This window comes from Bacillus sp. FSL W7-1346 (genome assembly GCF_038593335.1).
GTDB lineage: Bacteria > Bacillota > Bacilli > Bacillales > Bacillaceae > Bacillus > Bacillus altitudinis.
Window position 1 is genome coordinate 375,915 of record NZ_CP151988.1, and the last position, 14,086, is coordinate 390,000.

Annotated in this window: 4 protein-coding genes and 1 riboswitch; all 4 genes read left to right on the plus strand. The window is 44.6% G+C overall.

Annotated elements, in window-relative coordinates:
* Position 1: 1 nt before the first annotated feature.
* Positions 2–1,090, plus strand: a complete 1,089-nt coding sequence (locus NST09_RS01980; RefSeq protein ID WP_342493290.1) for an ABC transporter ATP-binding protein — start codon at positions 2–4, stop codon at positions 1,088–1,090.
* Positions 1,090–1,959, plus strand: coding sequence for an ABC transporter permease (locus NST09_RS01985; protein ID WP_008347830.1), 870 nt, complete (start codon positions 1,090–1,092; stop codon positions 1,957–1,959). Before NST09_RS01980 ends, NST09_RS01985 begins: the two co-directional genes overlap by 1 nt.
* Positions 1,952–2,755 (plus strand): ABC transporter permease, encoded by an 804-nt coding sequence (locus NST09_RS01990; RefSeq protein ID WP_008347828.1) that lies wholly within the window; start codon positions 1,952–1,954, stop codon positions 2,753–2,755. The genes NST09_RS01985 and NST09_RS01990 overlap by 8 nt, the downstream gene beginning before the upstream one ends.
* A 368-nt stretch (positions 2,756–3,123) precedes the next feature.
* A riboswitch (cyclic di-GMP riboswitch) is annotated at positions 3,124–3,216 on the plus strand.
* A 147-nt stretch (positions 3,217–3,363) separates the two neighbouring features.
* Positions 3,364–14,079: an amino acid adenylation domain-containing protein gene (locus tag NST09_RS01995; RefSeq protein WP_342493291.1), complete on the plus strand. Its 10,716-nt coding sequence runs from the start codon at positions 3,364–3,366 to the stop codon at positions 14,077–14,079.
* Positions 14,080–14,086 lie beyond the last annotated feature (7 nt).

The window sequence follows — 14,086 nt, forward strand, 5'->3', positions numbered from 1 at the left end:
CATGAGTGGAATCAATTTAGAACATATCAGCCAGCATTTCGGCGAACAGATTGCTCTTGATGATGTCAGTCTTACGGTAAAAGAGGGAGAGTTTTTCTCCCTTCTTGGCCCTAGTGGCTGCGGAAAATCAACTTTACTCAATATCATTGGCGGTTTTTTAGAACCGACAAAAGGAGTCGTCTATATTGGTGATCATGATGTGACGACTTTACCTCCTTATCAAAGGAAAACGGGGATGGTCTTTCAAAGCTATGCACTTTTCCCACATCTCACCGTATTTGATAATGTTGCATATGGGTTGAAGGTTCAAAAGAAAAAGAAGGCGGAAATCAAGCAAAAGGTGATGCAGAGTTTGTCTCTTGTTCAATTAGAGTCATTTGCCAAACGTATGCCGCACCAATTAAGTGGTGGTCAGCAGCAACGGGTCGCAATTGCACGTGCACTTGCTATCCAGCCTGCCGTTCTCCTTCTGGATGAACCACTTAGTAACCTAGATGCAAAGCTAAGAAAAAATATGCAGACGGAGCTGCGAAATATTCAACGGAATGTCGGAATTACGACTATTCTTGTGACGCATGATCAGGAGGAAGCCTTAAGTCTTTCCGACCGAATTGGGATATTAGGTGAGGGGAAAATTCAGCAGATTGGGACACCTTTAGAAGTATATCGTCAGCCAAATAATCGTTTTGTTGCTGAATTTATCGGACAGGTCAATCTATTTGAAGCGAAGTATGATGAAGTTACTTCCACATACACTGTTCCACATTTCATTCAATCAAACGGGAAGCAAGTTCAGCTAAAAGCCGCATTTAAAGAGAAGAGCGAGAAGCATTTACTCATGCTGCGTCCTGAGAGAATCAAGTTATCTTCTGGCGGGGAGGAAGTTCAGCCAAATCATGTCACAGGCGTGTTGGCAGATGTCAGTTATATTGGGCACTCTTTACGTTTGGTCGTTGGGCTTAATCAAGGTGAAATCATTGTCCATGCATCAGACGCAGCATTTCCCGAGCTGCCTCGAGTTGGAGAAACTGTGCATATTCATTGGCAGCCTGAAGATATTGTGTTCTTAGATTCGAAGGTGCATGCGTGATGCGAATCAAAAAAAAGAATCAGCGCTTTCATTGGTTTATGCTGCTGCCAGCTTGTTTGTTTCTAGTTGTATTCCTTCTTGCTCCGCTTGTGATGATGTTTGTCCTCAGTTTTCGTGATGTGGATTCGATGATGAATACGTTACAATCCTATAGTTTGTCTCAATATTTACATGTATTTACGACAGATGCATATGTGAAAGCAATTGGAAGTACTGTGTGGGTGGCCTTACAGACAACGGTGATTTGTTTATTGATGGCATATCCAGCAGCTTATGTGCTAGTGAAAGCACCTCACCCAAGATTGCGGGCTTTTTTCTATATCTTACTTGTATCGCCGCTTTTGACGAGTGTCGTCATTCGGACATTTGCATGGATCGTTCTTCTTTCTCAAAATGGCTTGATCAATGGCATGCTGATCGATTTACATCTGATTGAGAAACCGCTATCGATGCTGTGGAATATGAATGCGGTCATTATTGCTTATGTTCAAGTGATGCTGCCTTTTGCAGTGCTGCCTATTGCAACGAGCTTAACTGATATGGACCGTCACTTAAGACCGGCTTCTATGAGTCTTGGTGCTGGTCGTATTCGGACATTTTTTCATGTGACCTTGCCGCTTACGATTCCAGGCATGATCACCGGAGCAATTATTGTCTTCTCACTTGCAGCAGGAAGTTATATTACTCCTCTGCTAGTCGGCGGACGGATGCAACCGCTCTTGCCACTGTCCATTTATCAGCAGGTCATGCAGGTGTATAATTTGCCTCTTGCCGCTGCGATGTCCTTTACTTTATTGATTTGTGTGCTAGCGGTCGTCAGTCTATTAAGCTATCTATTGAAGCGTTGGGAGGCGAGGATGCATGCGTAAAAAATCAATAAGTGACCGTTTGCTTTCGGTTCTGATATGGACCGCAGGCTCACTCGTTTATCTCTTTTTAACCGTACCTGTTCTTGTCATTGTTCTTTCTGCTTTTAGTCCGAATGCTTTTCCTGAATTCCCGCCGACTTCGTTTTCCGTTCGCTGGTTTCATGAGGTCGTGTCGAATCCAGAATGGATGGAATCTTTGCGTATCAGCGTGATTCTGTTATTGATTGTGACGCCGCTTACTGTTCTTTTAGGAACGATGGCTTCTTATGCTTTAGCAAGGCTTTCCTTTAAGGGAAAGGAAGCTGTTCAAGCCTTTATTTTGTCACCTCTTATGATTCCTCAAGTGGTATTAGGGATTGCGATGCTGTATTTGTTTACAGCTATGGGCTTTACAGGGTCTTTGTGGGCATTAGTCATTGGGCATGTCATCATTGGTTTTCCTTATGTGGTACGAACCGTGGGTGTCAGTGTTTCAAATCTTGATCCACGTCTTGAGCTAGCTTCCATGAATCTTGGTGCAGGGCCCATACGTACTTTCTTTCGTGTGACACTGCCCTTGATCAAGCCTGGTATTATCGCAGGTGGGGTGTTTTCTGCTGTGACATCATTTGGTGAAATCTCGATTAGTTTGTTCGTTTCTTCACCTCAAACCATTACGATTCCCGTGAGGACGTTTAATTACATTGAGCAAACTTTTGATCCGAGTGTCAATGCGATATCTGTCATATTTATTATCATTTCTATCATTGCGTTGCTCATTATTGAGAAAACGATTGGTCTGTCTAAGGTGATGTAAATATAATGAAGAAACAAGGAGCTGTCATTTGAAATGACAGCTCTTTTTGTATTGTTTTTTATGGTAAAAATATTCAAAGTTTTATGGAATATAGTTCTTAAGGTTTAAGAAAATGCGAGGCGTGATAGGAGACCTCTCTCCTACATTTTCGGTCATATTTGAAAAATTTAAGGAAAAACATGAAATTTTTGCGGTAATCGGTCATTTATTTTCGGTGGAACGCAACTATTATTAGTTATTTTCGGTAAATATCGTAAATTATGATGTGATCCCTTCGGCATAACGCATGAATCTTTACACCCATTTTTCGGTGAAAAAAACAATAATTTCATATAAAGTGGACGTAAATAGAAAATATCTAAAAGAAAAGAAGAAAAAGGCAAATCTATGGAAACATAGAGACGCAAAGCCATGTCCTAAGGTAAAAGTTGCTTTTTTACTATGGTCGGCAGGTTACCGAATCAAAATGGGAGTCCCTCCGTTTTATTCGGGGTGGGCTCCTTTTTTGTTATTCCGTCTATTTTAATGAAATAGACTTGGTTCTTTTGATATAGAGGGTGCAGGGTATCACAGTTGGTGGAGAAAACATAGAAGAGCGGAGGATGAGAATGAGTACAGTTTATTACCCCTTAACACATGCGCAAAAGCGAGTATTCTACACGGAAAGATTTTATCCAGGCACAAGTATTTCTAATTTGGGTGGGTTTGCCAAGTTAAGATCGGTATCAGGTCTAAATCCTTCTTTGATCGTGGATGTGCTTCAAGCGTACATTCGTGAAACTGATTCTCTTCGTTTAAGGCTGGTGTATCGACATGAGCAGGAGGAGCCCGTTCAATATATCAAGCCATATGAAAAACAGCCGATTCGTTTGGTGAAAGGCTGGAGTGAAAAGGAAGTCAGAGCGTGGGCGAACGAGGAGATTCGTGAGCCGATGGAACTGATTGATCGTTCCTTAATTGAATTTACGGTCTTTCAAATCAGTGATCAAGAGTGCTGGCTGTTCTGTAAAGCACATCATATTGTGGCTGATGGTATTTCAATTATCTTGATGGGAAATCGAATCATTGATCTATACCATGACATGCTGCAGGGGACAGACATCTCCCCAATTGAAGACATTTCCTTCGTTGATCACATCATGAGTGAGCAAACGTATGAATCTTCTAAACGTTTTCAGAAAGACCAAGCTTTTTGGAACGAGCAATTTTCCAATATTCCAGATTTCGCTTCTTTAACACCGCATAAAGGTTACGAGATGAGCTTACATGCGGAGAGATTTTCAGGGGATATTCCTGATTCTTTAAAGGAGAAGCTTCGAGTCTTTTGTGAAGAAGAGAAAGTCAGTATGCTTTCTATGTTTATGTCCGCTGTCTATATTTACTTGCACCGATTTAGCGGCATGGAGGATGTGGTCCTTGGCACTTTTATGGGCAATCGGACAAATGCAAAGGAAAAAAAGATGATTGGGATGTTTGTGTCGACCATTCCGATGCGCGCATCTGTGCAAGGATCCCTCACGTTTCTTGATTTCGTGAAGCAGGTCATGGCGGATCAGATGAAGATCTTGCGTCATCAAAAATATCCTTACAATGTGCTCATGAATGATTTAAGGGAAAGAGATGGATTTACAGGGCGCCTGTTTGATATTTCTTTAGAGTATCAGGTCATGCAGTGGCAGAAAAAAGAGAATCTTTCGTTCATTACGGAGCCGATTTTTAGTGGAAGCGGGATGAATGATATATCGATTCATGTGAAGGACCGCTGGGATACAGATACATTGACCATTGATTTGGATTACCGTACAGACCTATTTAGTGAAGACGATATGAGTAAGCTGTTTGATCGATTGATCATTTTGCTGGAGGCGGCGGTCTCTCAGCCAGATCAGCTGATTGGGGCTCTCTCTTTACTGCCAGCAGATGAACAAAAGCAACTGCTTCAATTATCTAAGGGAGAAGCATTTGATTTACCAGGAGCGAAACCAGTTCACCACTTATTTGATGAGGTAGCTAAAACGTATTCAGAACGGGCAGCTGTGGTAGCGGAAAATGGAACGTTCACTTATGGAGAGCTGTATCAAAAAGCGGACAAACTGGCACGGTTTTTACAGATGAAAGGTGTCTCGCGTGATGTACCAGTTGCCGTTTTAATGGAACGGACGGCAGATGCGATGGTTGCCATTTTTGGGATATTAAAAGCTGGCGGTGCATATGTACCGATCGATCCGGCATTACCTGAGGAACGCATTCAATTTATTGTAGAAGATTCTGGTGCTTCTATCGTTTTAACAGAAGAATCGTTTGTTCAGCAATATTCATCCATTGCGGAAAAAATGATTGTCCAGCAGCATATGGAATTAGAAGATCGTCCGCTGCCTGAGCTGATCGATCAGACGACATCACAGGATTTGGCTTATCTTATTTATACATCGGGTACAACTGGAAAGCCGAAGGGAGTGATGATCGAGCATCTTCAGCTGCATCATTTGGTTCATGCCCTGCATCACGAAGTGTATGAGGGGGCAAATCAGCTTCAAGTGGCGCTTCTTGCACCGTTCCATTTCGATGCATCTGTTAAACAAATCTTTGCTGCTCTTTTATTTGGACATACGCTTCATATTGTGCCAAGAGAAACGACACGAAACGGTGTACAGCTAGCGGCTTATTACAAAGAACATCAAATTAAGGCAACAGATGGAACGCCAGCACATGTGCAGCTTTTACTTGCAGCTGATTTGGATGGGCTTGCACTGACTCATATGCTGATTGGGGGAGAAGCACTCCCTGCGAAAGCAGCGCAGGCGCTGATTGAAGCTGTGCGTGTCAGCCAGCCGGATTTTGCCTTGTGGAATGTGTATGGTCCGACAGAAACGTGTGTGGATGCGGCGGTTCACCGTCTAGATCTCAGTGAGCTGCAGAAGTCACCAGAACAGCGCTATGTGTCAATTGGAAAGCCACTGGGCCATCACCGGATTTATATTTTAAATGAACATGAACAACTACAGGTGCAGGGAGCTGTGGGAGAACTATGCATTGCGGGAATAGGAGTTGGACGGGGCTATGTGAATCAGCCTGAATTGACGGAGAAGGCATTCAGACCAGATCCATTTTTTCCTGAAGACCGGATGTATCGCACAGGTGATGTAGTGAGATGGCTTCCAGACGGCACAATTGATTACCTTGGAAGAATAGATGACCAAGTAAAAATAAGAGGTTACCGCATCGAAACAGGTGAAATTGAGGCGGTCATGGAGCAGGTAGACGGAGTCGATCAGGCTGTTGTCCTTGTCGTGGATGAACCGGACGGTGGAAAGGCTTTAAGTGCTTACTATCAAGCACGACAAGAATTTCTTTCCGTGAACACCCTGCAAGCCGCTATCAAACATCAGTTGCCAGCTTATATGATGCCGCTTTATTTCAAGCAGCTTGAGGCATTTCCACTGACAGTGAGTGGGAAAGTCGACCGGCGTGCGCTTGCTGTATTAAAAGGAGACAAGGCTGTCAGTGCTGTTTATGTAGCGCCTAGAAACGATGTAGAAACGAAGCTTGTTCGTTTGTGGGAAGACGTTCTTCATCAAGAGAACATAGGTGTGTACGACTCATTCTTTGACCTAGGCGGGCATTCACTCAAAGCGATGAAAGTTCTTACACTCGTTCAGCGGGCTTTTCAAGTGGAGGTCCCTTTATCTGTTTTATTTGAACAGCAAACGATTTCAGCACTTGCTGTTTATATTGAACAAGCGGAAAAGTCTTCACAAGTGGTCATACCGAAAGCACCGACTGCCGCCGATTATCCACTGTCACCAGCGCAGCAGCGTGTTTATATGGTGACTCAGCTGGAGCAGAGCATCGCCTATCATATGCCTGCCGTTGTGAAATTAAGAGGAACGCTGCAACGAGAGAAGTTGGAGGGAGCTTTTGAAAAACTGATCGCACGTCATGATGTGCTGCGCACTTCTTTTCATACAGTCAAAGGAGTCCCTCGTCAGCGGGTAGCTTCATCCGTCCCATTTCAAATAGAACAGGTGACAGGCAGTACGATGGAAGAAAACATGCGTCAATTCGTCCGACCTTTTTATCTTGAGCAGGCTCCGCTTTTGCGTGTTGGTCTACAGTCTTTACATGACCGGGAGCATCTTCTCTATTTCGATATGCATCATCTGATTTCAGATGGTCTTTCAATTGATTTGATGCTGCGTGAGCTGTCTGACGCATATGAGGGATTAGTGAAAGCGCCATTGAAGCTTCAATATCAAGATTATGCTGTTTGGCAAGAACAACAGGCAGAGCAAGGCGGGCAAATAGATGAAGCATTCTGGCTGAAAGAATTTTCAGGAGATATCCCTGCTTTGCAGCTGCTAACGGATTATCAGCGTCCGGCTGTCCAGTCTTTCGCTGGAGACCGCGTTCTCAGAAACATCGATGAGACGTTAACAGGCCGTTTGCAGGAGCTTGCAGCGAATCATCATACGACGCTGTATACCGTGTTGCTTTCTGCTTACTATACATTGCTTGCGAAATACACAGGTCAAAAGGAGTTTGTGGTGGGGACGCCAACAGCAGGCCGGGTGCATGCAGATTTGAATGACATGATCGGCATGTTTGTCCAAACACTTGCTTTACGTTCAGAGGTAGATCCGAACGGTTCAATGACGCAGTTGATTGAGCAAGTAAAGGAAAAGACGATGAGGGCGTTTGAGCATCAGCAATATCCATTCGAGCTGCTGCTTGAAAAGCTAAATGTGCAAAGAGATTTTAGCCGCCATCCATTATTTGATACGGTCTTTACTCTAACGCCAGATCATTCAACAACCCAGCATATTGGAGAGATGAAAGTCGAAGCCGAGGAAACCAATTTCCATATTGCAAAGTTTGATCTCACACTTCAAGCGATGGAGTCAAGTCATGGTCTTTCCTTTGTTCTCGATTACAGTACGGCGTTATTTAAACGAAGTACTGCCGAGCAGATGCTCAAGCATTATGTTTATCTTCTGGAGCAGATGGTCGAAATGCCGGAGCAAGCGATTCAATCATACCGCTTACTGTCTGAACAAGAAGCAGCGGCTCAATTGAAGATGTGGAACCCGTTACCTACGCCATATCCTGTGGAAGAAACCATTGTGACGCAATTTGAATCGCAAGTACAGCAGCATGGTCATCAGCCTGCTTTGCAATATAAAGATGAGGTTCTTTCTTATCAAGAGCTGAATCGCAGAGTGAACCAGCTGGCTCATTATTTACGTGAACATGGTTTTGAAAAAGGGATGACAGCGGCTTTATTCTTTGAACGTTCCAATGAGATGGTGTTGTCGGTTTTAGCTGTGCTAAAGGCTGGCGGTGTCTATGTGCCAATCGACCCTGACTTCCCTGATGAGCGCATCAAGCACTTTTTGACAGATAGTGGTGCACAGTTTGTCCTGACCCATCAGGTGCTGCGTCATCGCTCTGTGCTTACTGCGTTTGAAGGGAAAATCATAGAAACAGAAGATCGAGCCGTTGATCAGCAGTCAGAGAGCAATCCAGTTGTATGTGTTTCGCCTTTGGACTTGGCGAATTTAACCTATACATCTGGTACGACAGGCAAACCTAAAGGGAACATGGTGACGCACCGGAACATTTTGAGAACAGTGAAGCAGTCGAATTATCTCACCATTCATCATGAAGACACGGTGATGAGCCTTTCAAACTATGTATTTGATGCATTTATGTTTGATGTGTTTGGCGCTTTATTGAACGGAGCGAAACTCATTGTTTTGCCAAAGGATCACATTTTAAATATGAATGAGCTTTCTGGCGCGATTGAGAAGGAAAAAGTCAGTATTTTAATGATCACGACCGCTCTATTTCACTTACTGATTGATATGAAAAAAGGCAGCCTGAAAAACGTCAGAAAAGTGCTGTTTGGCGGGGAACGTGCTTCTGTGCCGCATGTTGTGGCAGCCCTTGAAACGGTTGGAGAAGACAAACTTATTCATATGTATGGACCTTCTGAAAGCACGATTTTCACAACGTATTATCCGGTGAATCACATTGAAGAACAAGCACTATCGATTCCGATCGGAAAGCCGGTGAGTCAAACGGCTGTTTATATTGTCGATGAGTTTGGACATGTGCAGCCGCCGGGAGTAGCTGGAGAGCTTTGTGTCGCAGGTGACGGACTGGTCAAGGGGTATTATCGCCAGCCAGAGTTAACGAGCGAAAAGTTTGTTGAAAATCCTTTCCGACCTGGTGAAGTCATGTACAAAACGGGCGATCTCGCACGATGGCTGTCAAATGGAGATATTGAATTCATTGGGCGAATCGATCATCAAGTCAAGATTCGAGGTCAGCGTATCGAGCTTGGCGAAATTGAACACCAGCTATTGCAGCATCCGCAAGTGAAGGAAGCCGTTGTCATTGCGATATCAAATGATGCATTGTGTGCATATTTCACAGCAGAAGGTGCTGTTCCGCTGTCGGATTTACGTGAGCAAGCAGGACGAGAACTCCCTGTTTATATGATGCCAGCTTTCTTCATGCAATTAGACGAGCTGCCACTAACGGGGAATGGCAAGGTAGACAGACGGGCATTACCGGTACCTGATGTAAGTGAGCAGGCGGCAAATGAATACGTCCCACCTCAATCAGATACAGAGCGTATATTGGCACATATTTGGCAGGAAGTTCTTGAAGTTCCGAAAATCGGCAGACATGATCATTTCTTTGAATGCGGTGGTCATTCACTGCGCGGCATGAAAATGCTGAACAGGCTCTATGAAGAGATGCATGTGGAATGTACGTTGAAAACATTATTTGAATCACCCACTTTAGAGGCGTTTGCCCATGCGGTGGATCAAACAGATCGAACTGAAATCAGACGAGTGGAAAAAGCGGAAGAAGCGGCTTTTTATCCTGTGACATCTGCTCAGAAAAGATTGTTTGTTCTGCAAAAAATGACAGATGCCGAGCAGAGCTATCATATGCCAGCTGCTTTAAAGCTTGAAGGTGTATTTGATGAAAAACGATTTAAAAAAGCCATTGACCAGCTTGTTCATCGTCATGAAGCATTCCGTACGAGCTTTGACTTCGTTCAGGGTGAACCTGTTCAACGAATTGAAACGAATGTTTCTGTGAACATTGAAAACATCGAAGGGGAAGGCCGAGACATTCAGCAATTAATGAATGATTTTATTCGTCCATTTGATGTAGAAAAAGCGCCGCTGCTTAGAGTGGGGCTTGTGTCTGAATCGGAGAGTGTTCATTATCTGTTGATTGATATGCACCACATCATTTCAGATGGTGCGTCTGTCGGTATTTTAATTGATGAGCTATCGATCTTGTATCGAGGAGACGAACTTGATGAATTGCCTATTCAATATAAGGACTATGCGGTTTGGTCAAACAGTGAAGAATCTCTTGTACAAAAAGAGGCTGAAGCGGCGTTTTGGTTGGAACAATTACAAGGAGAACTGCCTGTTTTGGCGTTGCCTGAGGATCTTCCGAGACCAAAGGTTCAGACGTTTGAAGGGGGCCGCGTCGAATTTTCTATAGACGGTGCGCTTAAAGCGCAATTGGATGAGCTGGTTAGATCACTCAACGGTACAACGTATACAGTGCTGCTTGCTTGCTACAGTACACTTTTAAGCAAGCTTTCGAGACAAGAAGACATCATGATCGGTTCTCCAGTGGTGGGCAGAACTCATCCTGATATTCAATCAGTCATCGGCATGTTTGTGAATACGCTGGCACTCAGAACAAAACCGGAAGGACACCAGACATTTTCTCAATTTGCGTCAACAGTTCATGAGCTTGTGTTAGCGGCAAATGAACATCAACTTTACCCATTTGAAGAATTGGTGGACCAAGTGCAAACGGTTCGCGACACAAGCCGCCATCCAATCTTTGATGTGGTGTTCTCGATGGAAAATGCAGATATTCGTGACCTGTCGATGGATGGACTTGATATCATTCCCCAGCCGTTCAATGAGAACATAGCGAAATTTGACTTAACCTTAACTGGAAACGAATCTGACGATCAAATCGAGCTTGTGTTTGATTTTAATTCTTCTATCTTTGAACGGTCGTCGATTGAGAAGTGGAAGGAGTATTTCCTTTACTTGATCGAACAAATGGTGTCAGCACCAGATCAATTATTAGATCAGATGCAATTATTATCACCAGCGCAGCAGCAAAAACTGCTTGATGAATGGTCAGGCCCTATCCTAAATGTCCCGACAGATCAAACGGTTCATGCATTGATTGAGGCGAAGTCGCAGGAAGTATCTCATCAAAAAGCCGCTGCCTTCTGCGGCACAAGCTGGACGTATGAAGAACTGAACAACCGGGCGAATACAGTCGCCGCAAGACTTATGTCCAGCGGCACAAAACCGGGAGACCGCATCGGCATTCTCACGCGTCCATCGCTCGAGATGACAGCCGCTGTTCTTGGGGTTCTCAAGGCAGGTGCGGCATTTGTGCCGATTGATGCCGATTATCCAGCGCAGCGCATTGCCTACATGTTGGAAGATTGCGGGGCAGAGGTCCTTCTGATTCAGAAAGGGCTCACTGCACCACGTTCTTTCACAGGTCATACCCTCTTCATAGAAGAGGCAGTAGAAGGAGAAGCACACGAGATTCAGGTTCCTGTCAAACCAACGGATCTCGCCTATATGATTTACACATCTGGAACGACTGGACAGCCGAAGGGTGTCATGGTCGAGCACCAGTCTCTTGTCAATCTTGCTTTTTGGCACAATGATGCTTTCCAGGTGACGAAACAAGACCGAACCGCCAAATATGCCGGCTTTGGTTTTGATGCCTCCATTTGGGAAATGTTCCCGACGTGGATGGCCGGCGCAGAGCTCCATATCATCGACGAAGCGATTCGCCTCGATATGATCAAGCTCAATTCGTATTTTAATCACGAAGGCATCACCATTGCATTCTTGCCAACACAGCTATGTGAGCAGTTTATGTCGATGGACAATCATTCTCTCCGTTACTTACTGACAGGCGGGGACAAGCTAAAACAGGTGAAGCCCGTTCCATACAAACTCGTCAATAACTACGGCCCAACAGAAAATACGGTCGTGGCGACAAGCGGGATCATTGATCCAGATCAAGGCACGCTTCCTATCGGAACAGCGATTGCCAATACTCGTTTTTACATTATGGGTTCGTTATATGACCTCTCGCCGCAAGGCGTACCGGGTGAGCTCGTGATTGCGGGGAAAGGACTGGCAAGAGGCTACTGGAATCTCCCAGAGGAAACGGACAAACGGTTTGTCCCAGATCCATTTTATCCAGGAGAGCGCATGTACCGCACAGGTGATTTGGTGAAATGGACAGAGGATGGTGAGCTGATCTACCTCGGCAGAAAAGACCATCAAGTGAGCATCCGCGGATTCCGTATTGAGCTGTCAGAAATTGAAGCACAGCTCCTTGCGCTAAATGAAGTGAAAGAAGCCGTCGTGACAACGGTCAAAGACGCAAGTGATCAAGACGCTCTTGTCGCTTATGTCATCACAGATGAAGAAGCGACCACTTTGAAAGATAGCTTAAAGCGCACCTTGCCTGAATATATGGTGCCATCATGGATCATCAAGCTAGACCAACTGCCGATGACGGCAAATGGAAAAGTGGATCTCAAAGCACTGCCAGCACCTGATGTGGAAGAGAATCAAACTGCATACGAAGCGCCAAGAGATGAAGTGGAAACACTGCTTTGCGGCATTTGGGAAGATGTACTTGGCGTCAGCCAAGTTGGTATTCACGACCACTTTTTCTTCCTTGGCGGAGATTCGATTAAAGGCATCCAAATGGCAAGCAGACTCACGCAAGAGGGCTGGAGGCTCGATATGAAGCTGCTTTTCCAATACCCAACGATTGCGGAGCTTCGCCCATATATCGAAGAAGCGGACCTTCTCACAGCCGATCAGTCAGCTGTCGAAGGAGAGGTTATTTTAACACCGATACAGCGCTGGTTCTTTGAACGGAACTTCAGCAGCCAGCATCATTGGAATCAGTCCGTTATGCTCCATGCGGCAAATGGTTTGGATGAAGCGCTTGTCAAGCAAGTGCTCGAGCAGATGATGACCCATCATGATGCTTTGCGATTGGTTTATCCGATAGAAGAAGGACGCATCATCCAGCGTCATCGTGGAGTAGACGAAAACGATGTAGCGGTGGACGTGATAGAAGTACAAGGAGAACGATCACAGCAAATCGAGCACGTAGAAAAGCTGGCAAATGAAGTGCAGGCGAGTATTTCTTTAACAGAGGGACCATTAGTCAAACCTGCGATTTTCCGTACCGATCATGGAGATCACTTATTGCTCGTTGTACATCACCTTGTCATTGATGGTGTGTCATGGCGTATTTTCCTTGAAGACTTCATGGCTCTTTATGAGCAGGCGAAGCGTGGGGAAGAGCTGACACTTCCTGAAAAAACACATTCATTCCAAGCATATGCCCAGAAGTTGACGGAATATGCAGTGTCAGATGAGCTGCTGGCAGAAAGGGACTATTGGAAAAAGGTACTTGGGCATTTAACTGCACCTCTGAAAAAGGATCATGTTACAGAGGATCAAAGAATGCTGCATACAAAAACCATTCGCTTTACGCTGTCTGAGGAAGAAACACGCAGTCTACTGACAGAAGTACATGAAGCGTACCATACGGAAATCAATGACATTTTGCTAACCGCTTTAGGATTGACCCTGAAAGAGTGGACAGGAGAAGACAGACACTTTATTCACCTTGAAGGACATGGAAGGGAAGACATCCTTCCGGCGGTCAATGTGTCGCGGACCATCGGCTGGTTTACGAGCATGTATCCTGTGCTGCTTGATTTGTCGCATGCGGAGGATCTTTCGTATCAAATCAAGCTTTTGAAAGAAGAGCTCAGACACATTCCGAACAAGGGAATCAGCTATGGCGTTTTAAAATACTTAACGCCTGACAAAATGAAGGACGGTATCGCATTTGATGTCACGCCAGATATCAGCTTTAACTATCTTGGTCAGTTTGATGAACAGATTGGCGGGGGTGAACTAAGTCGATCCACTTGGCAGGCAGGTCAATCATTAAGTCCAGAATCAGAGAAACCTCATGCATTAGATATTGTTGGTTTCGTAGAACAGGGCATGTTCCATATGACGATTTCATATCACCAGCTTGAATTCGAAGAGCAAACGATGGAACAGTTTAAGGACCTTTTAGAAAAGAACGTGAAGGCACTCATCTCACATTGTGTATCACAAGATGAAGCGCAAATTACACCTAGTGATGTAGGAGACGATGACCTGACCATGGATGAACTTGAAAAGCTAATGGATATATTTTAAGCAAACG